19 protein-coding genes are annotated in these 22,943 nt (G+C 62.0%); 9 read left to right on the plus strand and 10 right to left on the minus strand.

Annotated elements, in window-relative coordinates:
• Window positions 1-19: 19 nt before the first annotated feature.
• Window positions 20-286, minus strand: coding sequence for a hypothetical protein (locus tag CRP40_RS15470; RefSeq protein ID WP_023535558.1), 267 nt, complete (start codon window positions 284-286; stop codon window positions 20-22).
• 341 nt (window positions 287-627) lie between these two features.
• On the opposite strand from CRP40_RS15470, the gene CRP40_RS15475 reads away from it, so the two are divergent.
• A complete protein-coding gene (locus tag CRP40_RS15475) occupies window positions 628-1,950 on the plus strand; it encodes a sigma-54 dependent transcriptional regulator (RefSeq protein WP_027914907.1) in 1,323 nt (440 codons plus the stop codon).
• 25 nt (window positions 1,951-1,975) lie between these two features.
• On the opposite strand, the gene CRP40_RS15480 is transcribed toward CRP40_RS15475, so the two are convergent.
• Window positions 1,976-3,976, minus strand: a complete 2,001-nt coding sequence (locus CRP40_RS15480) for a U32 family peptidase (protein ID WP_027914908.1) — start codon at window positions 3,974-3,976, stop codon at window positions 1,976-1,978.
• Between the two features lie 208 nt (window positions 3,977-4,184).
• Here CRP40_RS15480 and CRP40_RS15485 point away from each other — a divergent pair, with 208 nt between their 5' ends.
• A complete protein-coding gene (locus tag CRP40_RS15485) occupies window positions 4,185-4,961 on the plus strand; it encodes an RHS repeat-associated core domain-containing protein (RefSeq protein ID WP_081728204.1) in 777 nt (258 codons plus the stop codon).
• Window positions 4,962-5,106: 145 nt separating this feature from the next.
• Here CRP40_RS15485 and CRP40_RS15490 read toward each other — a convergent pair whose 3' ends face one another.
• A complete protein-coding gene (locus tag CRP40_RS15490; RefSeq protein WP_027914909.1) occupies window positions 5,107-5,487 on the minus strand; it encodes a RidA family protein in 381 nt (126 codons plus the stop codon).
• A 126-nt stretch (window positions 5,488-5,613) separates the two neighbouring features.
• Here CRP40_RS15490 and CRP40_RS15495 point away from each other — a divergent pair, with 126 nt between their 5' ends.
• A complete protein-coding gene (locus tag CRP40_RS15495) occupies window positions 5,614-6,327 on the plus strand; it encodes a class I SAM-dependent methyltransferase (RefSeq protein WP_027914910.1) in 714 nt (237 codons plus the stop codon).
• Window positions 6,328-6,332: 5 nt separating this feature from the next.
• Entirely contained in the window at window positions 6,333-7,265 is a 933-nt protein-coding gene (locus CRP40_RS15500) for a LysR family transcriptional regulator (RefSeq protein ID WP_027914911.1), read from the plus strand.
• Window positions 7,266-7,314: 49 nt separating this feature from the next.
• Here CRP40_RS15500 and CRP40_RS15505 read toward each other — a convergent pair whose 3' ends face one another.
• Together CRP40_RS15505 and CRP40_RS15510 are read right to left on the minus strand one after the other, a co-directional pair.
• The gene (locus CRP40_RS15505; RefSeq protein ID WP_027914912.1) at window positions 7,315-8,466 is read right to left on the minus strand and encodes an acyl-CoA dehydrogenase family protein; all 1,152 of its coding nucleotides are present in this window, start codon (window positions 8,464-8,466) and stop codon (window positions 7,315-7,317) included.
• A gap of 16 nt (window positions 8,467-8,482) precedes the next feature.
• Window positions 8,483-9,553: an enoyl-CoA hydratase/isomerase family protein gene (locus CRP40_RS15510; RefSeq protein WP_027914913.1), complete on the minus strand. Its 1,071-nt coding sequence runs from the start codon at window positions 9,551-9,553 to the stop codon at window positions 8,483-8,485.
• A gap of 551 nt (window positions 9,554-10,104) precedes the next feature.
• Between CRP40_RS15510 and CRP40_RS15515 the strand changes: the two genes are divergently transcribed.
• A complete protein-coding gene (locus CRP40_RS15515) occupies window positions 10,105-10,410 on the plus strand; it encodes a DUF3077 domain-containing protein (RefSeq protein ID WP_080992850.1) in 306 nt (101 codons plus the stop codon).
• Between the two features lie 171 nt (window positions 10,411-10,581).
• On the opposite strand, the gene mobA is transcribed toward CRP40_RS15515, so the two are convergent.
• The 3 genes from mobA to CRP40_RS15530 all read right to left on the minus strand — a co-directional run bounded on the left by mobA (window position 10,582) and on the right by CRP40_RS15530 (window position 15,534).
• Complete coding sequence (gene mobA / locus CRP40_RS15520) at window positions 10,582-11,157, minus strand: molybdenum cofactor guanylyltransferase MobA (RefSeq protein WP_027914915.1); 576 nt, start codon at window positions 11,155-11,157, stop codon at window positions 10,582-10,584.
• 61 nt (window positions 11,158-11,218) lie between these two features.
• Entirely contained in the window at window positions 11,219-14,347 is a 3,129-nt protein-coding gene (locus CRP40_RS15525) for an efflux RND transporter permease subunit (protein ID WP_027914916.1), read from the minus strand.
• 11 nt (window positions 14,348-14,358) lie between these two features.
• A complete protein-coding gene (locus CRP40_RS15530) occupies window positions 14,359-15,534 on the minus strand; it encodes an efflux RND transporter periplasmic adaptor subunit (RefSeq protein WP_027914917.1) in 1,176 nt (391 codons plus the stop codon).
• Between the two features lie 208 nt (window positions 15,535-15,742).
• On the opposite strand from CRP40_RS15530, the gene CRP40_RS15535 reads away from it, so the two are divergent.
• From CRP40_RS15535 to ilvA, 4 genes are all read left to right on the plus strand, one after another.
• Entirely contained in the window at window positions 15,743-16,438 is a 696-nt protein-coding gene (locus CRP40_RS15535; RefSeq protein ID WP_023535591.1) for a response regulator transcription factor, read from the plus strand.
• A gap of 6 nt (window positions 16,439-16,444) precedes the next feature.
• Window positions 16,445-17,752 (plus strand): ATP-binding protein, encoded by a 1,308-nt coding sequence (locus CRP40_RS15540; RefSeq protein WP_027914918.1) that lies wholly within the window; start codon window positions 16,445-16,447, stop codon window positions 17,750-17,752.
• 81 nt (window positions 17,753-17,833) lie between these two features.
• A complete protein-coding gene (locus tag CRP40_RS15545; protein WP_023535716.1) occupies window positions 17,834-18,265 on the plus strand; it encodes a PACE efflux transporter in 432 nt (143 codons plus the stop codon).
• Window positions 18,266-18,443: 178 nt separating this feature from the next.
• Window positions 18,444-20,003 (plus strand): threonine ammonia-lyase, biosynthetic, encoded by a 1,560-nt coding sequence (ilvA, locus tag CRP40_RS15550; protein ID WP_027914919.1) that lies wholly within the window; start codon window positions 18,444-18,446, stop codon window positions 20,001-20,003.
• A 9-nt stretch (window positions 20,004-20,012) separates the two neighbouring features.
• Here the strand turns inward: ilvA and CRP40_RS15555 are convergent, their stop codons facing one another.
• The gene (locus CRP40_RS15555; RefSeq protein WP_027914920.1) at window positions 20,013-21,194 is read right to left on the minus strand and encodes a hypothetical protein; all 1,182 of its coding nucleotides are present in this window, start codon (window positions 21,192-21,194) and stop codon (window positions 20,013-20,015) included.
• 58 nt (window positions 21,195-21,252) lie between these two features.
• Window positions 21,253-22,872 (minus strand): NADP-dependent glyceraldehyde-3-phosphate dehydrogenase, encoded by a 1,620-nt coding sequence (locus CRP40_RS15560; protein WP_027914921.1) that lies wholly within the window; start codon window positions 22,870-22,872, stop codon window positions 21,253-21,255.
• Window positions 22,873-22,943: the final 71 nt, after the last annotated feature.

A 22,943-nucleotide genomic window follows, 5' to 3' on the forward strand; every position in this document is an offset into this window, starting at 1 on the left:
ACATGTCGAAGCTGTTCATTTACTTGGGCATCGACCAAGGCTGCAGGTGGTAGCCTTTTTCACAAAGTTCAGCGCGTACTTCTTCGATCAGGTTAAGCCACTGGGCTTTGTCAGAATAAGTTTGCGAGGTTACCTGCTTGCTGCCGATGCGGGCGCTGGTACGGTCGATGACCGCCAGGCTCAGGTCGCCAGTGCCGTTGGGGGCGTCCCAGGCCACGCAGTGGAAGGGTTCGAAGGCGTGGTCGGCGATCAGCAGTGCTTCGTTGACACGGAGCGGGGCATTCATGGTTCGGTCTCTCTGTGGTCCCAAACATTCAAGTGACGTCCGCGTTGCTTCAAGGTCGCCTCATGTATCGCGAAATGCAGCGCGGGGTTATGTGTACTGATGCTCGACAACCGGCATCGAGTCACATGGGTACAGCAAAATAATCAACGATTATTCATTTTTCGTTCTAACGCGCCCCATGTGAGGACGTTACCCATCGAAAATTCCCCCGCCAAGTTACGAAAAGCCGTATTGGCAGACAAACGGTCATAGGCACCGTCAACTTCATTGCTACTGTTATTCGGGCGCCACAACTTACTGTTTTACTTCAAGAAACCAATACTTGGCGCCAAGGATCGGTCATGCAACAAACCGCAGTGCAACGCCGCCTGCTCATCGTCGATCCTTGTGACGATTGCCAGCGCCTGACGCCTGGCTTGCTAGAGGCTGGGTGGGATGTCGACAGCTGCACCTTGGCGCAGGCATTGGAACATCGCTGCGATGTAGGCGTATTGCGCCTGGATGAGGCGCATCTCAAACACCCGGACGTGGTCAAGGACATGATCAAGCGCAGCAACACCGAGTGGATCGCGGTACTGAGCGCCGAACAACTGCGCTCCCCGGCCTTCGGGGATTTCGTCTGTGAATGGTTTTTTGATTTCCATACCTTGCCCTTCGATGAGTCGCGGGTACAGGTCACCCTGGGCCGGGCCTTTGGCATGGCGCGGCTGCGTGGCAAGGGCACGGTCAAGGCGCTCGACACCCAAGACGAGTTGCTGGGCGAGAGCCGGCCGATTCGAGAGTTGCGCAAACTGCTGGGTAAGCTGGCACCGACCGAGTCGCCTGTGCTGATCCGCGGCGAAAGCGGCACGGGGAAGGAGCTGGTGGCGCGTACGCTACACCGCCAATCGCAGCGTAGTGGCCAGCCGTTCGTGGCGATCAACTGCGGGGCCATCCCCGAGCACTTGATTCAGTCCGAACTGTTCGGGCACGAAAAGGGCGCATTTACAGGTGCCCATCAACGCAAGATCGGGCGCATCGAAGCGGCTAACGGCGGCACGCTGTTTCTCGATGAAATAGGCGACCTGCCGCTGGAGTTGCAGGCCAACCTGCTGCGCTTTCTCCAGGAAAAGCACATTGAGCGGGTGGGGGGCAGTCAGCCAGTACCGGTGGATGTGCGGGTGTTAGCCGCCACCCACGTGGATTTGGAGAGGGCCATCGAGCAGGGCCGCTTCCGGGAAGACCTGTACTACCGCCTGAACGTGCTGCAGGTGGTGACCGCTCCGTTACGCGACCGCCATGGCGATTTGCCGATGCTGGCCAACCATTTTGCCCATTTCTACAGCCTGGAAACCGGCAGGCGGCCTCGCTCCTTCAGTGAGCATGCGCTAACGGCAATGGGGCAGCACGATTGGCCCGGTAACGTGCGTGAATTGGCCAACCGGGTGCGCCGCGGGCTGGTGCTTGCCGAAGGGCGTCAGATCGAGGCCAAGGACCTGGGTTTGCAGCCATTTGCGCAACAGCCGCCGCTGGGCACCCTGGAAGAGTACAAGCACAAGGCCGAGCGCCAGGCGTTGTGCGATGTGCTGGACCGTCACAGCGACAACCTCAGCGTTGCAGCCAAGGTGCTGGGCATCTCACGGCCGACCTTCTACCGTTTGTTGCACAAGCACCAGATTCGCTGAAGGCGCAGGCGGCGTACGACGCGCCTCAGTGAGGCGCGCGGACGATGGTCTTGAGCAGATCTTCCGGGCTGATGTGGCCGACGACCTGGGCCACGGCGCTGCCAGGGGTCGGCAAGTCGATGATGTGGTTCTTCATCTTGCCGATCACATGCATCTCGCAGGGTTTACAGTCGAACTTCAGGGTCAGTACTTCATCCCCTTGAACCAGCTGCATCGGCGCCACCTTGGTGCGCACTCCGGTCACCCCTTTGGCCTGTTTGGGGCACAGGTTGAAGGAGAAGCGTAGGCAGTGCTTGGTGATCATCACCGGCACCTCACCATGCTCCTCATGGGCTTCATACGCCGCGTCGATCAACTGCACCCCATGGCGGTGATAGAAATCCCGGGCTTTCTGGTTGTAGACGTTGGCCAGGAACGACAGGTGCGACTCGGGATACACCGGCGGCGGCGAGGTTTCCGGCTTGCGCCGGCCATGGGGGTGCGCCTGGATGCGTTGCTCGGTCAGCGTCTCGATGGCCTGCCGGCGCAGGGCCTTGAGCTGCGAGTTGGGAATGAAGAACGCCTGGGGGGCATCCAACTCGATGCTGTCGGCGTGGTAGAGCGTGGTGCCGAGTTGGCCAAGCAGATCATGCAGCTGGTCCAGTGCTTGCTCTGGCTTGTTCGCCGGGCCGAATGGGCCATCCAGGGCGACTTGCACATGCACGCCTTCCTCGCTGGTCACGTTCAGGGTCAAGCGCTCCTCGCGTAATACCGCCTGCCAACGTACGCCGATGCGGCGCTCGGCCGAGGTCCGTTGCAGGGCCTGCTGCCAGTTGTGGTCCAGATTGCGCGAAAGCGGATGGTTTGGCCTTAGCTTGTGCAGCCCGGCAGGCATCTCGTTCGGTTCCACCCGGTAGCGCCAGCGTTTTTGGCCATCTTCTTCGAACTCGCCGCGTGCCTCGGCGATGTTGGCCCTGAACCCCACCACTTCACGCTTGATCAGCACATTGAGGCCATCGCCGTTGGTCAAGGGTACGTCGGTGACGACCTGCAGGTCGCGCTTGCCCACTTTTTCCACCACACCCACCGGCAGGCCGGTGAACGTAGGGGAGTCGAAGGCGCCGATATCGACCTTGCGGTCAGTCACGAAGTAGTCGGTGCTGCCGCGGTGGAAGGTCTTGTCCGGATCCGGTACGAAGAAGTGCGCGGTACGGCCGCTGGAAGCGCGAGCCAGGGCAGGTCGGTCTTCCAGGATGGCGTCGAGCTCCTTGCGGTAATGGGCCGTGATGTTCTTCACATAGCCCATGTCCTTGTAGCGCCCCTCGATCTTGAATGAGCGTACGCCGGCATCGACCAGGTCGCGCAGGTTGGCGGTCTGGTTGTTGTCCTTCATCGACAGCAGGTGCTTTTCGAACGCGACCACCCGACCTTGGTCGTCCTTGAGCGTGTAGGGCAGTCGGCACGCCTGGGAGCAGTCGCCCCGGTTGGCGCTGCGACCGGTCTGGGCGTGGGAAATGTTGCATTGCCCGGAGAATGCCACGCACAGTGCACCATGGATGAAGAACTCGATGGCGGCGTCGGTTTCGGCGGCGATCGCACGGATTTGCTGCAAGTTCAGCTCGCGTGCAAGTACCAGCTGAGAAAAGCCGGCCTGGTCGAGAAACTTGGCCCGCTCCAGGGTACGAATGTCGGTCTGGGTACTGGCATGCAGCTCGATGGGTGGAATGTCGAGCTCCATGACCCCCAGGTCCTGCACGATCAGCGCATCGACGCCGGCGTCGTACAGCTGGTGAATCAGCGCGCGCGCCGGCTCCAGCTCGTTGTCATGCAAGATGGTATTGATGGTGGTGAACACGCGCGCATGGTAGCGATGGGCGAATTCGACCAACTCGGCGATATCGCCCACCTCGTTGCAGGCGTTATGACGGGCGCCAAAGCTAGGGCCGCCGATATAGATGGCATCGGCGCCATGCAGGATGGCCTCGCGGGCGATGGCCACGTCGCGGGCAGGGCTGAGCAGTTCCAGGTGATGCTTGGGAAGGGACATGTCGTTATGGTTTCGGCTGTCACGGTATAGCCGGGCATTGTACCGACGATTCGGCCGGGCGACACCATCGGGCTGCGCTGGTCGGATGAATGCCTCTTGTCAGGCTGCGCCTGTGTTTCAACGACCTGGTATTTATGGCAGTTGCCTACAGTAGGCTCTCTGGACAGAGTAGGGCTGACAAGTCCATTGATGCAGGGAGGTGTATAACATGCTCAGGCCGGCATCCGCTTCAGGGCGTTGTCGCTTAACCCTTGTCACGCCTACGGCCTATACCCCGTATGGCTATAGCGCCATCGCACGCCTTTCCCAAACGGGTTACGTTGGGGCGGTACAGGAGGGGCTGCGGGGCTGTTATGGGTTTGGCCAGGGCTATAGATACCTCAACAGTGTCATGATGAGATTTGAAACACCCGATTCGTTGAGTCCGTTCGACCAGGGCGGCCTCAACGCCTATGCGTATTGCGCAGGCGATCCAGTCAATCACGTCGACCCAACTGGACACCTATTGGAAAGATTGAAGTTTTGGAAGCGGCCCAGATCTGCTCCCATGACGCCGTTAAAGCCGGAGATCGATTTTGGATTGGCGCAGGCCAGAGCACAACTCAAGCACACGCTCGGTATTTTACTGCGCCCAGAGAAAAGCAATGATTTGCGCAGTAATTTCATGGCTACATTGCGCGATAAACGCTTTAGAGAGCCCGCAGCGCAAGCGCTTGGTACCGACTGGCTCAATCGTCTTGAATCCAATCAGAAGGTTTGGGAATTTTTTGCTTCCGGAGAGTACCTGGACAGGCACTTCACCCGAATTCTGAAGCCTGATGCTGCCATCATCACCCGCTACATTGCAACAGAAGCTACCCTTGCGGCCTCTGGAATCGGACCAGAATCTTTTGCCAAACAGCTGAAATCTTTTCGAGTCGCTTCAATGGCACAGCTCGACCGTTCCGTTTTGCTTGAACTCAAAAAAATCAGACAGCAGCTTTAGCTCATGGTCCTGCACTGATTCTGTCGGCCCAGACAAGGGCCGGCGGCGGCGTGGCATGGCTACCCTAGGGCGAGGGTTGAGCACGACCACTGCGAGCCGCCGCCAACGTGCGGCATTGAGACACCTGCCAGCAGGCGGCTAAGCGTCACTTCTTGGCCGCCATTGCCGTTACTTCCACGCGCATGCCCTCGAACGCGAGCGCCGCCACGCCTACGGCAGCGCGCACCGGCCAGGGTTTAGTGAAGAAACGTTGATAGACCCGGTTGAAGGCGGCGCGGTCGGCCATATCGGTCAGGTAGATGGTCAGGTGCAGCACCCGGTCCATGCCGCTGCCGGCTTTCTCCAGGGCATCCTTCAAAGCCTGCAACGTGCATTCGCTCTGCTCGACGATATCTCCCAACGCCAGGCTACCGTCAGGGTGTACCGGGACTTGAGTGGTCACCAGCATCCCGTTGTATTCGGCGACATCGGAGGAAATGGATTCTGGGTCGCTGTCCGGGGTGTAGACGATATCTGCATGTGCCATGAGGTCTGCCTTGCGGGGTAGAAAAGCCTCAAGCCTACGCGAGCGGCCTGCGCCGGTCGAGAGGCCGGTTTTTTGCAAAGCGCGGCATTCGCGGTCAGAATCGCCGCCATTGCAGAGAGGCTTACCGTGAACGAACACACCTTGTCCATGCGCCTGGAGCGCGTGGCCACCCATGTGCCTGAAGGCGCTCGTCTGGCTGATATTGGCTCTGATCATGGCTACCTGCCCGTGGCGTTGATGCTTCGCGAGCGCATTGAGTACGCAGTGGCCGGGGAGGTCGCCAACACCCCCTTCGCGGCCGCTCAACGCAATGTGCGCAAGCAGGGGCTGGAGCGGCGCATTGCCGTGCGCTTAGCCGATGGGCTGACAGTCATCGCGCCTGATGACCGCATCACGGTCGTCAGCCTGTGCGGCATGGGCGGCGAAACCATCTGCGAGATTCTCGAAGCGGGCAGGGCACACCTGGCGGGTGTCGAGCGCCTGGTACTGCAACCCAATGGCGCCGAGCCGCAGGTGCGTCAGTGGCTGATGAGCAATGGCTACCGTATCGTCGCCGAAGATGTTCTGCGCGAGCATCGCTTCGACTACGAAATCATCGTGGCCGAACCCGGTTATGTGGCCTACAACCCTCAGCAGTTGTATTTCGGCCCCCTGTTGATGCAGGACCATGGCCAGGCATTTCACGTAAAGTGGCAACGCATGCTTGGGCAAAAGAAGCAGACCCTTGCCAACTTGGCCCAGGCCCGCGTTGCCGTGCCGCCGGCCAAGGTCGCAGACTTCGAACAACAGGTGGACTGGATCACCCGGCTGCTGGCCGAACGCCCCCACACCGAGGACTAGCCTTCATGGACATGTTGCAGGCCATGCGTACCTTCGTCCGGGTGGTGGAGTGCGGTAGCTTTGCCGCGGCGGCCAACGCGCTGGACATCTCCGCTGCTCAAGTCTCGCGCATCGTGGCGGAGCTGGAGAATCAGCTGCAAACCCGATTGCTGCACCGCACCACCCGACGCTTGCGCATGAGCGAGGCCGGGGAGCGGTTTCTTGAGCGCGCACGGCAGATACTGCTATTGACCGACGAGGCAGTGGGAGAGGCGCGGGGTGCTCACCTCACGCCCCGTGGCCGGCTACGCGTGCATTGTCCGCATGGGCTTGGATTGCTGTTGATGCCGTTGGTGGCGGGCTACAACGCGCTTTGTCCCGACGTGGTCATCGAGCTTACGCTTTCCCAGCGCAACCCTGACCCGCTCGCTGAAGGGCACGATGTGGTCATCACCGTGGACCAGGCATTGCCGGACTCACAGTTGATTGCCGTCCCCTTGGGCACGATTTTCAGTATTGCCTGTGCCGCTCCCGGCTACTTGGATGAAAAAGGCGTACCTGCCCGCCCGGACGATCTACACCAGCATCGCTGCCTGCGCATGGCCTACCCGCTGTACGAGGGTGACTGGGTGTTTCCGCAGGCAGGTGGGGATTGCGTCATTGCACCGCAGGACAGCTTCATGACCAACGTGGCGGACGCCATGCTGGTCGCCAGCGAGCTGGGGATGGGTATTGGCCTGCTGCCGTTCTACACCGCCAGCCAAGCCATGGAGCAAGGGCGCCTGTACCGGGTGCTGGCCGACTACAGGCTGCGGGAAAACGCCTTGTATGCGATTTATCCCTCGCGGCATTACCTGGACGCCAAGGTCCGAACCTGGATCGACTACCTCAAGGAGCGACTGCCGCCCATTTTCGCCGCCCACGCCCGCCTGGTCGAAGACCCCCGTTATTGCCGCTGACGGCAGCGGGGCACAAGCTCACGCCGCTGCAGGCCAGGTAGGCCGGGCCTTACAGCGCGTAGTGTTTCAGCTCACGTGCGATCAGCATCCGCTGGATTTCGCTCGACCCTTCATAGATCTGGGTGATTCGCGCATCACGGTAGTGTCGCTCGACGGGATAATCCTCAAGGTAGCCGTAGCCACCGTGGACCTGGATGGCCATCGAACACACCCGCTCAGCCATTTCCGAGGCAAACAGCTTGGCCTGTGACGCCTCGGACAGGCAGGGCCTGCCGGCGCTGCGCAGGCGCGCGGCATGCAGGATCAGCAAGCGAGCCGCATTGATCTGCACCTGCATGTCAGCCAACAAGTTCGCAATGCTCTGGTGTTCGTGGATCGGCTTGCCGAACTGGACACGTTCCCGGGCATAGCCCAGCGCCGCTTCGAAGGCAGCCCGGGCGATGCCCAGAGCCTGGGCGGCGATGCCGATTCGGCCGCCTTCGAGATTGGACAAAGCGATTGCCAGGCCTTTACCGCGCTCGCCCAGCAAGTTGCCAGCCGGAATCCGGCATTGGTCGAGTGTGACGGCGCAGGTATCGGAAGCGCGAATCCCCATCTTATGTTCGGTACGATCAACCTTGAAGCCGGGGTTGTCTGTCGGTACCAGAAACGCCGACAGCCCTTTCTTGCCAAGGTCAGGATCGGTCACGGCGAACACGACGGCCAGCCCGGCGCGACGGGCATTGCTGACGAACTGCTTGCTGCCGTTGATCACCCACTGCCCGTCAATCAACTCGGCGCGGGTGCGCAGGTTATGGGCCTCGGATCCTGCCTGGGGCTCGGTCAGGCAGAAGCAGCCAATCACCTCGCCACTGGCCAGCCGCGGCAGCCAGTGCTGCTGCTGTTCGGGGCTACCGTAGGCCAGCAACGGGCCGCACCCCACCGAGTTATGGATGCTCATCAAGGCCCCGGTGGCGCCACACCCGACTGAAATCTCTTCCACCGCCAGCGCATAGGCCACGTAGTCGGTATAGCTACCGCCGAAGGCCTCGGGGACCACCATGCCCAGCAAGCCAAGCTCACCCATGCTGCGCACGACGGCGTCATCGATCCAGCCGGCCTTTTCCCACGCCTGGGCATGGGGGGCGATCTCGCCGCGGGCGAAGTCGCGGGCCATGTCACGGATCATGATCTGCTCTTCGCTCAGTTCCACGTCTTGCATCTGCTTGCTCCCGGGCTCACAGGCCTTCGAAGAATTGGTCGACCCGCTGGCGGTCCAGCCCCTGCAATGTAGGGGGGTTCCAGCGCGGCTGCTTGTCCTTATCGATGATCAGGGCGCGCACCCCCTCGATGATGTCGCCGTGCTGGAACCACTGGCGATCCAGGTGCAACTCCATGGCGAAGCACTCTTCCAGGCTCAACTGTCGGCCGCGTCGTAACATCTGCAACGTCACGGCCATGGCCAGTGGGGATCGGGTTTCCAACAGCTCTGCAGTGGCAACGGCCCAGGCATGGCTGTCGCCGATGCTGACGGCACGCAACTGCTCGACGATGGCTGCCATATCGGGCAGGGCGAAGAAGTGATCGATCGCTGGGCGCAGCGCAGCCAGTGGTGGCGCTTCCAGCGCCTGTGTGCCCAGGCGCGCCAGCAGGTTCTGCAAATCCTTGAGCGGATTGTCATTGAGGGATAACTGGTCCAGCTCGCGATCAAGGGTTTCGATCTTGTCGCTCGTCACATACCAGTTGGCCAGGCCGCAATACAGGGCATCGGCCGCCTGGACCTGTGTGCCGGTGACGCCGAGGTAGGTCCCCAGCTCGCCCGGCAGGCGGGACAGGAAGTAGCTGCCCCCCACGTCGGGGAAATAGCCGATGCCCACCTCTGGCATGCCCAAGCGGCTGCGCTCGGTGACCACCCGCAGCTCGCAGCCCTGCGCCAAGCCCATGCCCCCGCCGAGGGTAAAGCCGTCCATGAGCACCAGGATAGGCTTGCGGTAGCGGTGTATCAGCAAGTCCAGGGCATACTCTTCGGCGAAGAAAACCGCGTGCAGGTCGTCACCGGCTTTGTAGCTGTCATGCAGCGAGCGGATATCACCACCGGCGCAGAAGCCCTTCGGCCCTTCGCCGCGCAGTACGACGGCGCGGATGTTCGGATCACCGGCCCACGCGTCCAGGTGCTTGCGCAAGCTGCGCACCATGTTCAAGGTCAGGGCGTTCAACCCAGCGGGGCGGTTGAGACGCAGGTGGCCGATCTGGTTGCGAACCTCGCTCAGAATGTGTTCGGTAACCGGCGTCTGAATAAGCGCTGTCATTGCGGTCTCCCTGCTTATTATTGATTTTCCATGTGAAATCTGGAGTTCGCTGGAGGATCGCTGGATCCTGGCATGCGAATTTGCCTAGTACAATCGACAATTGTGCAGGGGCATCGTGCATTTTTGCGCCGATGCCCGTTGCGTTGCCAGTCAGCGTGAATGGGAACTGCACGCTGATGGGTCACAGGCGTTCACTGTAGCGCGAACCAGGCGCCAGTAGGCGTTATCGGCGCCCTGCTAAGACACTTACAAGTGTTTCAAGCGGGGCTTTTGGCTTGAAAGCACCGTGGGAGAGGGTTAGTCTTCGCGGGCTGCTGTCAATCCAGCAGTCGGGTTTGGTAGCCCGAATTGATCAAGGCGCACAAAGCGCCCGCTTTCGCTATGGTTGGCGCATTTTTTGTGCTCGGTTGTAGCGTTTTATGGCGGCTGTGCGTAGGGCGCCTCTGTGCGCGCCGGTTTCCTTGATTCCCGGTCTACCAACCTGCGCATAGCCGTCACCATTTCGTTTGGTAGCGATTGATGGCGGCTCCTGATGAATCAAGGAGCACACCATGACAAAAGGGTTACCTGATCCTCCTGCCAGTCTCACAACCGCGCCCACATCCTTCTCTACCTGCGAAAGCAGCCATCCGCCTTTGTTTTCGGTACGTCCGGGCGTCGATCTCGAAGACGCGCTGGTGCACTTGTCCACGCTGTTGCGTGGCGCCTATGCCGCTAATCTGAAGGCCATGGAGTTGGCCAATGGGACCTGTTTCGACCTGTTGCTGGGCAATGACCATGGACTGGAATCGGCGACCGCAGTGGTGGAGGCTTTGTTGAATGGGTTGGAGGCTCGGCGGCTGGTAGCTGACCGCTAGTCGGAGACGGCGGGGTGCGCCTAGGCAGTGGCGGAGTCAACTGCCTGGCTCCGGCCTGGGTGGTTAGCGAACTCCCAGGCTCAACGCGGTATCGCCGGGTCTGCGCTGCGAAGCTAGATTCCTAAGGCCCTGGCGCGCCTTTAGTATCGAAAAAAATCGACAGCCCCCTTGTCAGCCCTCAAGCCATTGCGGGCTGTTGAAATTATTCAGCCGGCAATCCTCTTCAGCGCAATCAACTGCTGCCACGGGCGCGCCGAGCAAGGCTCTCTGCAAACTGCGCTCCCCAGCATTCCAAGCCTGCTCAAGCAGCGGCAGGATGGCGCGGGGCAGCACGCTGAACATCGGTTGCCAATACCCACCCTGGCGGACCATCGCGGCACTGTTCGCCGCCAAGGCGGCGCGCCGCAGGTCGTTGACCAGCACCTGATCGACCCGCGGCGCATCACAGGCGAGCACCACCACCCAATCGTGCCGCGCTATCGCCAACCCGGCAAGCACGCCAGCCAGTGGGCCAGGGAAGCCGGTCTCGGCATCACACACGCAGTGCTCGGCGTACCGCTGGTATATCTGCTGATTGCGATTGCACGAAACGATCAGGTCATCACTGAGGCCCCGAACCACCGCATGCACGTGGGCAATCAGAGGGCGGCCTTGCCAGTCGATCAGCCCTTTATCGCGCCCGCCCATGCGTTGGCCACGGCCGCCGGCGAGCATGAGGACAGAGCAAAGGGGCAGGGTAGCAGGCATGAAAAAGGGTTCCTGGCAGTCAGTGCCAGAAACCCTCCCATTTCACGTTCCGCTTGTCCAGTCAGTGACTGCGCGGGGCTGGCTCGTCGCCAGGTTCCTGTGGCCGCCGGCGCCGGGACAAACGCATCACCACGACGAAGAATACCGGCACGAACACCACCGCCAGCGTGGCGCTCAACATGCCGCCAATGACCCCTGTACCGATGGCCTGCTGGCTTGCCGAACTGGCACCGGTGGCGATGGCCAGTGGCACCACCCCAAGGATGAACGCCAGGGACGTCATCACGATGGGCCGCAGGCGCAAGCGGGCAGCCTCGATGGCAGCCTGGGTGGCATCCATGCCCTGGTCCATCAGGCTTTTGGCAAACTCGATGATCAGAATGGCATTCTTTGCCGATAGCCCGATCAAGGTGATCAGCCCAACCTTGAAGAACACGTCGTTGGGCATGCCACGCAGCGTGACTGCCAGGACCGCGCCCAGAATCCCCAGGGGTACCACCAGCAGCACCGCCGTGGGGATCGACCAGCTTTCATACAACGCCGCCAGGCAGAGGAACACCACCAGCAGCGACAGGGCCATCAGCACCGGCGCTTGACTGCCCGAGAGCCTTTCCTGCAGCGACAACCCAGTCCATTCCAGCCCAACACCAGCCGGCAGCTGCGCCACGATTCGCTCGATCTCGGCCATGGCTTGCCCCGAGCTTTGCCCGGCCGTCGGCTCACCAGAAATGGACACCGCCGGGTAACCGTTGTAGCGCGTCAACTGGACCGGGCCGCTAACCCATCTGGGCTGGACGAAGGCGCCAAGCGGCACCATCTTGCCGGCGCTGTTGCGCACATGAATCTTTAGCAAGTCCTCCACCTGGCTGCGCTGATCGCCCTCGGCCTGCACCACCACCCGCTGCATGCGGCCCTGGTTGGGAAAGTCATTGACGTAGCTCGAACCCACCGCCACGTCCAGCACTGAGCCGATATCGGCGAACGAGACGCCCAACGCATTGGCCTGACGGCGATCGATCTCCAGCTCCACTTGCGGGCTTTCGGCCAACGATGCCTCGCGCACGTTTGTCAGTACCGCGCTCTTGCTCGCCTTGGCCAGCAGTTCATCACGGGCAGCCATGAGTTGGGCGTGACCAAGCCCGCCCCGGTCCTGCAGGCGGAATTCGAAGCCAGTGGACTCGCCAAGCCCGTCAATCGGTGGTGGCAGTACGGCGAAGGCGATGGCGTCCTTGAGTTGCGTGAATGCCATGTTCGCGCGATCGGCAATGGACTGGGCACTGTCCTCAGCGTCACGCTCGGACCAGTCCTTGAGGGTCGTGAAGGCCAGCGCCGCATTCTGGCCACTGCCGGAGAAGCTGAAACCCAGAATCACCGTGGTATTGCCCACGCCAGGCTCATCGCCGTTGTGCGCCTCGATGTGAGCCGCTACCTGCTCGGTGCGCATGCGGCTGGCGCCAGGCGGCAGCTGGATATCGGTGATGGTGTAACCCTGGTCCTCGGTCGGCAGGAAGGCCGTGGGCAGCTGACTGAAGCCGTAGCCCAGCACGCCCAGCAGCACGGCGTACACCAACAGGTAGAGCCCGCTGCGACGCAGTGCCTGCGACACCCAGCCCTCATAGCCCTTGCTCATGCCCTCGAAGCGCCGATTGAACCAACCGAAGAAACCGCCGCGCTGATGGTGCGCACCTGGGTTCACAGGCTTGAGCAAGGTGGCGCACAACGCCGGCGTCAGGCTCAGGGCAAAGAAGGCCGAGAACAGGATGGAAACGGCCATGGACACCGAGAACTGCTGATAGATCACGCCGACCGAGCCCTTCATGAAGGCCATGGGCAGGAAGACGGCCACCAGCACCAGCGTGATACCGATGATCGCCCCGCTGATCTGGCCCATGGCCTTGCGTGTGGCCTCACGCGGCGCCAGACCGTCTTCGGCCATGATTCGCTCGACGTTCTCGACCACCACGATGGCGTCGTCCACCAAAATACCAATGGCCAGGACCATGCCGAACAGGGTCAGCACATTGACCGAGAAGCCCAGCATCAGCATCACGCCGAAGGTGCCCATCAGCGCCACGGGCACCACGAGTGTGGGAATCAACGTGTAACGCAGGTTCTGCAGGAACAGAAACATCACCGCGAACACCAGCACCATTGCCTCGAACAGCGTGCTGATGACCTGCTGTATGGAGACTTTGACGAACGGCGAGGTGTCGTAGGGAATGTCGTACTTCACGCCTTCCGGGAAATAGCGCGCCAAGTCCTTCATCTTGGCGCGCACCAGCGTGGCCGTTTCCATGGCGTTGGCACCCGGGGCCAGCTGCACACTGAATGCGGTGGCCGGCTTGCCGTTCAAGCGCGTGCCGTACTGGTACTCCTGCGCACCGATTTCTACCCGGGCCACGTCACCGATGGTCACCACCGAACCGTCGGTATTGGCTCGCAGCACGATCGCCGCAAACGCTTCTGGTGTGGTCAGCTGGCCCTTGACCACCACATTGGCGGTGATCTCCTGGGTAGCGGGGCTAGGCTGGTCGCCGATGCTGCCGGGCGCCACCTGCGCGTTCTGTGCGGTGATGGCTTCGGCCACGTCGTTGGGGGTGAGATTGAGGCCGACCAGCTTGGCCGGGTCGATCCAGATGCGCATGGCGCGCTCGGAGCCATACAGCTGGGCTTTGCCGACCCCTTTGATGCGCCGGATCTCGTTCATCACGTTGCGCGCCAGAATGTCGGACAACGCGGTCTCGTCGAACTTGCCATCCTCGGAGGTGAGCGTGCCCAGCAGCAGGAAACCAGTGGACACCTTTTCAACCTGCAAGCCTTGTTGGGTGACCGGGCGTGGCAGGCGCGACTCGACCACTTTCAAGCGGTTCTGCACGTCAACCTGTGCCAGGTCTGGCACGGTGCCCGGCTCGAAGGTGGCGGTGATGGTGGCGCTGCCCAGGCTGCTTTGCGACTCGAAGTACAGCAAGTTGTCGGCGCCGTTGAGTTCCTGCTCGATGAGGCTGACCACACTTTCATCCATGGTAGCCGCCGAGGCGCCAGGGTATACGGCGTAAATTTCCACCTGCGGCGGCGCCACGTTGGGGTACTGCGCCACGGGCAGTTGAGGAATGGCCAAGGCGCCAGCCAGCAGGATGAACAGCGCCACCACCCAAGCGAAAATGGGGCGGTCAATGAAAAATTGCGGCATCGATCAGGCCCTCACTGGCCGGTGTGCTGGGTGGCGGAGGTGGCCTCGGGGGCGGGGTCGATCTGCACGCGTTCGCCTGCCTTGGCATGTTGCAGGCCTTCGACCACCACCTGGTCACCGGCAGCGAGGCCTTCGCGTACTACCCAGCGGTCGCCCTGTACGCTGCCCAGCACCACTTGCCGTTCGCTGACCTGCGATTGGCCATCCACGACCAGTACCTTCGGCACGCCTGCGCTGTCACGCAGGATCGCCCGTTGCGGCACACTCAGCCCTTGCGGTTGCACGGCCTGGGCCAGGCGCACGCGCACATAGCTGCCCGGCAGCAAGTCGAGGTTCGGGTTGGGGAACTCGCTGCGCAGGGTGATCTGGTTGGTAGAGGGGTCGACCTGGATGTCGGAGAACAACAGCTTGCCGGGCAGCGGGTAGGCACTGCCGTCGTCCTCGATCAAGGTGACACTGGCCTGGTCTGCGTCGACCCGTTGCAGTTGGCCAGCACGCAAAGCCTTGCGCAGCGCCGTGATCTCACGGGTCGACTGGGTGACGTCGACATGAATGGGGTCCAGTTGCTCGATGGTCGCCAGTGGCGTGGCTTCGTTCTGCCCGACCAATGCGCCTTCTGTCACCTGGGCACGGCCAATGCGCCCGGCGATGGGAGCGGTCACAGTGGCGTATCCCAGGTTCAGACGGGCCCGTTGCACAGCCGCCTTGGCCTCGGCCACTGCTGCGTTGGCTTGCAGCAGGCTGGCCTTGGCATTGTCGTATTCCTGGCCGCTGACGGCTTTGTCATTGACCAGCTCGCGGTAGCGCTGCTCCTGCAGGCGAGCTTGATAACGGGTAGCGTCGGCTCTGGCCAGTGCCGCCTGGGCGCTGTCCAGGTCGGCCTTGAAGGGTGCGGGGTCGATCTGAAACAACACATCGCCCTGCTTGACGTCGCTACCCTCGCGGTACACCCGCTTGAGCACTACGCCGGCCACCCGAGCCCGCACCTGGGCGGTACGCGGCGCCAGAATGCGGCCGTTGAGCTCGCTGGTGATGGCCAGCGGTTGCAGTTGCAGCGTTTCGATCCGCACTTGCGGGGCCGGGGCTTGCTGCTCGGGTTCGTCGCTAGCGCTGCAGCCGCCCAGGCCCAAGCCTACAAGCGCCAGAAGCGCCATGCGGCGCAGGGTAACAGTGAGTGTGTCGGACATTGGGATCTTCCGCTGATGATCTGCGCTATGCTACGGCACCCGGGTCATGGTTGGCTGTTAACAGCTGTACGGGGAGTGTGAAAAAGTGTGAAGCGATGGGTTGTGCACCACGATGTTTCTATAAGCTTGCGTCACTAGAACGCAGCGCTTACGAGGCCACACCGAGCCGGTGCGCTGCAAGTCCCTCCACCTGCCTGCCAAGCCACCCATGCCCACTATACTTCTGGTCGAAGACGACAGCGCCCTGGCCGAGCTGATCGCCAGTTACCTGCAACGCAACGAATTCGTCGTCCGGGTCATCGCCCGGGGTGACCACGTGCTGGACGAGTATCGCCGCGACAAACCCGACTTGGTGATTCTCGACCTGATGCTCCCAGGCCTGGACGGCCTGCAGGTGTGTCGCCAGTTGCGTCAGCAGTCCCAATGCCTGCCGATCCTGATGCTCACCGCCCGCGATGACAGCCATGACCAGGTGCTGGGGCTGGAAATGGGGGCCGACGACTACGTCACCAAACCGTGCGAGCCACGGGTGTTGCTGGCCCGGGTGCGCACCTTGCTGCGCCGCAGCGCTAACGAACCCAGGTTGGACCATGACCTGATCGTGGTAGGTGGGTTATGCATCGACCTGGCCGAACGCACCGTCACCTGGCGCGGCGAGCCTGTCGAACTGTCGGGCGGGGAATTCAACCTGTTGGTCGTGCTGGCGCGCAATGCCGGGGTCGTGCTCAATCGCGATCGCATTCTTCAACAGTTGCGCGGTATCGAGTTCAACGGCACCGACCGCTCGGTGGACGTGGCCATTTCCAAGCTGCGCCGCAAGTTCGACGACAACGCAGGCGAAGCACGCAAGATCAAGACGGTCTGGGGCAAAGGTTATCTGTTCAGCCGTGTCGAGTGGGAGTGAGCTGCGATGTTCAAGATCCTGGTGCGGCTGTATCTGCTGATCATCGTGGCGTATGCCGGTGCCTTGCTGTTCATCCCCGACACCATCGTGGGGCTGTTTCAGGAACGCTTCATGGCCTACAACCTCAGCCAGACCAAAGGCGTGCAGTCGCTGATCGTACGTCAGTTCCACCAGGCGCCTCAGGCCCAGTGGCCTGCCGTGGCGAAAGCGCTGGCCGACGATTTTGCACCCTTGCAGGTCCAGCTGCTGCCCATCGACCAGGCCCACTTGAATGAAACGGAGCGCGCGCGGCTGGCGCAAGGGGAGTCGGCAGTGCGCCTGGCCCAATGGGGCTACTACGAAACCCTGCTGGCGCCGTTGGACAGCCACTGGCTGGTACGCTTGGATTCGCCGCCTGATCCCTTGGACATCAACGTCCTGTCATGGGGCGTGACGGTGTTGATCGGGGCCGCGATGCTGGGTTGCCTGTTGCTTTGGGTATGGCCGCACTGGCGTGACCTGGAGCGCCTGAAGGAAACCGCTCGGCGTCTGGGGCAGGGGCAGATGTCCGAGCGCACGCATATCTCGGCGCATTCGAACATCGGCGAACTGGCCAGGGTATTCGACACCATGGCTAGCGACCTTGAGCGCCATGTCAATCAGCAGCGCGAGCTGCTCAATGCCGTATCTCACGAGCTGCGCACGCCCCTGACGCGCCTGGATTTCGGCTTGGTGCTGCTCTTCGACGAAGTGCCTGCGGCCAGCCGCAAGCGCTTGCTGGAGCTGGTCGGGCATGTGCGAGAGCTAGATGAATTGGTGTTGGAGTTGTTGTCCTACAGCCGGTTGTACAATGCCGACCAGGCGCGCGAACGAGTGGAGGTGTCGTTGCTCGAGCTGGTGGACAGCGTGCTAGGCAGCTTTGCCGAGGAGTTGGACGGGCGGGGCATCCAGTGGGAGGTGCATGCCGACGCCGAGTTGCCGCGCTTCGTGCTCGATCCGCGCCTGACGGCCCGAGCGGTGCAGAACCTGGTGCGCAACGCCATGCGCTACTGTGAGCAGCGCCTGGTACTGCGCTTGCGCCTGGAGCCCGACGGGGCTTGCTCGCTGACGGTGGAGGATGATGGCATTGGTATCCCTGTCGAGGAGCGCGAGCGAATCTTCCAGCCGTTCTATCGCCTGGATCGCAGCCGGGACCGCAGCACGGGTGGATTCGGCTTGGGGCTGGCGATCAGCCGGCGGGCCATTGAGGGGCAGGGCGGGACCCTGACGGTCGCCCAGTCCCCATTGGGCGGTGCGCAATTTCGTATCCGCTTGCCCGCCGGGCAGGTGACCTGAAGGCTGATGCCTGGTAGTAAGCCTCTTCTTTTAACCGGCGGGATCTTGTAGCGTGTCGGGTCGTCATTCAGGGAGCTGAACATGCAAGGCAAGGCCCGCAAGATCGTCCAGGCCATTCTCTACGAGGCCATCGCCGTGGCGTGTGTTGCCCCTGCCCTGGAACTTGCGTTCGGGGCGGGGATGGCGCAGTCCACTGTGCTGTCGGTATTGATGTCAGGCGTCGCGATGAGCTGGAACATGCTCTACAACTGGGTGTTCGAGCGCTGGGAGGCGCGCCAGCCTCAGCGCAAGCGCACGCTGTTGCGCCGCTTGCTGCATGCGCTTGGCTTCGAGGGTGGCCTGGTGGTGATCCTGCTGCCGCTGGTGGCTTATTGGTTGCAAGTCAGCCTGCTGGCAGCGCTCTTGACCAATCTGGCCCTGTTCGCTTTTTTCTTCGTCTACGCCTTCGTGTTCCAGTGGGGCTTCGACAAGGTATTCGACGTGCCGTTGTCGGCGCAGCAGGCCAAGTGTTGACGCGCGGCCAAGCCTCGGGCTAACGTTCGGCACATGAACCGCTATCAGCCTGCCTTCGCCAGCATTATTACCGCCATCATCAGATTGGCGGGCTAGCGCGAGCATGCACCAAACCCGCCCTGGAGGCGGGTTTTTCCATCTGACTCCTGGGCACCGTTAACCGGCCAAGGAGTCGATGATGTCCAACCTGTGTTGCGCCCCGCGAGCAATCACCCCTGAGCAACTGCTGTCCGAGCAGGTTCGGCGAATTTTGGCAGCGCCCGTGTATGACCTGGCCATCGAAACGCCGTTACAAGAGGCCGGTGGGTTGTCCGATAGGCTGGGTAATCGGGTACTGCTTAAACGCGAAGACCTGCAACCCACATTCTCGTTCAAGATCCGTGGGGCGTACACGCGACTGTCGAGGTTGACCACCCGTCAGCGTCAGGCCGGTGTAGTGACCGCTTCGGCGGGCAACCATGCCCAGGGCGTGGCCATGGCCGCCGCGCATCTGGGCATGACGGCCACGATCGTCATGCCGTCCACGACGCCTTCGCTCAAGGTCCAGGGCGTGCGCGCCCGCGGTGGCCAGGTGGTGCTGCACGGTGACAGCTTCCCTCATGCCCTGGCACATGCCTTGAAGCTGGCCGAGCTGGAAGGAGCCACCTTCGTGCCACCCTTCGATGACCCGGATGTGATTGCCGGTCAAGGTACGGTCGGCATGGAGATCCTCAGGCAGTGTCCTGGGCCGCTACAGGCTGTCTTCGTTCCGGTAGGCGGAGGTGGCTTGATTGCCGGAATCGCGGCCTACATCAAGTACCTGCGCCCCGAGGTCAGGGTGATCGGTGTGGAGCCTGAGGATGCCAACTGCCTGCAGGTCGCCCTGCAGGCTGGCGAGCGGGTGGTGCTCCCGCATGTCGGCACCTTCGCCGACGGGGTGGCCGTGGCCCAGGTGGGCGCCCACTGCTTCGAGCTATGCCGGCATTTTGTGGACGAGGTGCTGACTGTAAGCAGCGACGCGTTGTGTGCCGCGATCAAGGACATCTACGATGACACCCGCTCGATCACCGAGCCCTCGGGGGCCCTGGCGGTCGCGGGCATGAAGCAGTATGTGGACCGCGAGGGCGTTCGCGGGAAGACGCTGGTGGCCATCGATTCTGGGGCCAATATCAACTTCGATCGGCTGCGCCATGTGGCAGAGCGCGCCGAACTGGGTGAACAGCGCGAAGCGGTGATCGCGGTGACCATCCCCGACCAGCCTGGGAGCTTCCGGGCGTTCTGCCAAGCGTTGGGCAAGCGCCAGGTCACGGAATTCAACTACCGCTGCCAGCCGGGCAAACCCGCAAGGCTGTTCGTGGGTGTGCAAACGCACCCATTGCAGGATCCACGCGATCAGCTGTTGAACGGTTTGCAGGCTCAAGGCTATGAGGTTGTGGACCTGACCGACAATGAGCTGGCCAAGCTGCATGTGCGCCATACCGTGGGTGGGCCTTTGGCGCCTGGAAGTAACGAGCAGGTGCTGCGTTTCGAGTTTCCAGAGCGCCCCGGGGCACTGCCGGCGTTTCTGGAGCGCCTGGGCCAGCGCTGGAACATCAGCCTGTTCCATTACCGCAACCACGGTGCAGCCCATGCGCGGGTGTTCGCTGGGCTGCAGGTGCCTGCCGATGAGCGTGCCGGGTTATCTTCGGCGCTTGACCAGATGGGTTATCGCTACTGGGACGAAACGGATAACCCGGCTTATCGCCTGTTCCTCGGCTGAGGCGGCGGATCACCGCTCGCGCATGAAGAAACCGGCCACGAACTTGCGGAAGGTTTCAGGGCTCTTGAAGTCGGCATACCGTTTGAAGTTCTCGGTATCCGGCTCGGGTCCGATGGGTTGTTCGAGCAGCGAAATGGACAGTACACGGTCTTGGTCGGACGTCATCACCAGTTCATCCATGAGCTGCCCGCCGACCACCGGGCGGCGCATCTGCACCTTGACGCCCTTGCTGGCCATCCAGTCCACCAGCGATACCAATGCCTTGAGCGGTTCGCGCTCTTCATCGCGATAGACCGGAAACAGATGGCCGCGCGACAGCACCGGTACGCTGGCCACGTGGATCAGTTCATAGAAGTGACTGCCGGGAGTCGTAGGCGAATAGAGTGCCAGCGTCAGCAACGGGCCGCAGGTGCGCTGACCACCCCAGTACAGATGATGGCCCTGGAAATCGAAACCCTCTTCACTGCGGTAGTGAAAGACCTTGCGGCCCTTGATCTGGTCGATGCAGTCGAGCAGTAGTCCATGACGACGATGGTTGCCAAAGATCGTTGCTTCACGCAGACGGGCCTTGAGCATCATCATGTGCTTCATGTCCAGGCGCGTTTCCAGGTAGTTGCTGGCCGGCACCCGTTCCACCAGCGGATAGCGACTGGCCACGGCGCGCAGTTGAGCGAATTGCCCGGTCAGGTCCTGCTTCAAATGCGTGGCGTAGAGGTTGAGGCCGCTGGTCTCGATCCACGTCAACAACAAGGCCAGCAAACGCTGTTGTTCGCGGCGCTCGCCTGGCTCGTTGGTGCTTGCGCTTGCCCCCGTGCGGAAGTCGCCGATCAGCCGCAGCGGTGTGTCGGGAGGCAGCCAGGCCACCGGCTGAACAGGTGCCTGAGCACGCTCGGCCGCTTCCTGTTCATCCTTGGTGAAGGGGCAGCCCGGCGCATGTTCGGCCGTGCCTGGGTTGTTCTTGAGAAACAACGTACCGGTGTTGCCATTGAGGGTGACATTGAGCACAGGCAGGGCGTCGGTGCGGCAGTCGCAGGCCAGCCATTGATTGGCGTTGCGCACCTTCATCAGCATCTGGTTGGCCTGCAGCAGGCGGGGCCCGGTCAAGCCGCCGGTGGCAAATTCCACCAGCAGCGCGTCTTCGGCGGGCGTCAGGCTGCGCACCTGGGCGGCGGTCTTGTCGATGATACGCATTGAGCGGCTCCGTGCTATGAGCTTCAAGCTTCCAGCAAAGCGGTGCCGCTTTCAACCGTCAGAAGATGTAGTCGGTAGTCAGGAAACTCGACCGTCGATTACGGATGATGTCACTGAACAAGGCCTTGTTGTCGTCCTGGAAGCGCGTGGCCACCAGGGTGCGTATGGAAAAGACCCGCAGGGCATCGTGCACCGACAGGGTGCCCTCGGCGCTGTTTTTGCGGCCATTAAACGGATAGGTGTCCGGGCCTCGCTGGCATTGGGTGTTGATGTTGATGCGACCGACCTGGTTGGCGAAGATGTCGATCAGGCTGCCGACGGTGGCAGGGTCGCTGCCGAACAGGCTCAACTGCTGGCCATAGTCCGAGTCCAGGACGTAGTCGATGACCGTCTGCAGATCGCGGTAGGGGACGATCGGCACGACTGGCCCGAACTGTTCTTCCTGGTACACGCGCATCTGCGCCGACACCGGATACAACAGGGCGGGGTAGAAGAACGAACCCCGGCTGCGGCCCCCGTGCTCGTTGATCACCCGTGCTCCCTTGGCGGTCGCATCGTGCACCAGGCCGTCGAGGTAATCGATCTTCCCGGGTTCGGGCAGCGGTGTCAGGGTGACGCCAGGCTCCCAGGGCATGCCCGGCTTGAGGGTGGCGAGCTTGCGCGTGAATTTGTCCAGAAATGCATCGGCCACATCTTCATGGACGAACAGAATCTTGAGCGCCGTGCAACGCTGGCCGTTGAACGACAGGGCGCCCGTCAGAGCCTGGTCGACGGCGTTGTCCAAGTCGACCTGAGGCAACACAATGCCGGGGTTCTTCGCGTCCAGGCCCAGTGCCGCGCGCAGCCGATGTGGTCGTGGGTGCAGCTTTTTGAGGTCGCTGGCAGCCTTGTGGGTGCCGATGAAGGCGAAGACGTCGATCTTGCCGCTGGCCATCACTGCGCTGACGGTCTCACGCCCCTTGCCGTAGATGACATTGATGACACCGGGCGGGAAGCTGTCGCGGAAAGCTTCGAGCAGCGGGCGGATCAGCAAAACGCCGAACTTGGCGGGCTTGAACACCACGGTGTTGCCCATGATCAAGGCCGGTATCAGGGTGGTGAAGGTTTCGTTGAGAGGGTAGTTGTACGGGCCCATGCACAGCGCCACGCCCAACGGCGCGCGGCGTATCTGGCCCAGGGTGCCCTGTTCGAGTTCGAAGCGGCTGGAGCGTCTGTCCAGGTCCTTGAGGGCATTGATGGTTTCAGTGATGTAGTCGCAGGTGCGGTCGAATTCCTTTTCCGAATCCGCGAGGTTCTTGCCGATTTCCCACATCAGTAGCTTGACCACGGCCTGGCGCTGCTCGCGCATGCGTGCCAGGAAGGCCTCCACATGGCCGATGCGCTCTGCCACGCGCATGTTCGGCCATGCACCGCGCCCCTTGTCATAAGCTTGAACCGCAGCATCCAGTGCGGTCATGGCCGTGTCGGCGTCCAGCAGCGGTGCGTGGCCCAGCACCACCTGTTGCTCCTGGCCGTTGTCCTTTAGCCAAATGGGGCTACGGACTGTGGCCAACGGCCCGTCCCAATGGCGCAGTTCACCGCCCACGAGGTAGTCACGTTGTTCAAGGGGGGCGCCCAGTTGCCACGCTGGAGGTACGTCGGCGGCGTTGGGGTAAAGGTTGTCGAGCAAGGATTCCATGAAACTGCACCTCACAGTGGCCGGGAAGGGTTTAGCACAGTGAAACGGTTCAGCGACGAGCATGCGCCTGA

Origin of the sequence: Pseudomonas sp. URMO17WK12:I9 (assembly GCF_900230165.1) — a bacterium.
GTDB classification, from domain to species: domain Bacteria; phylum Pseudomonadota; class Gammaproteobacteria; order Pseudomonadales; family Pseudomonadaceae; genus Aquipseudomonas; species Aquipseudomonas fulva.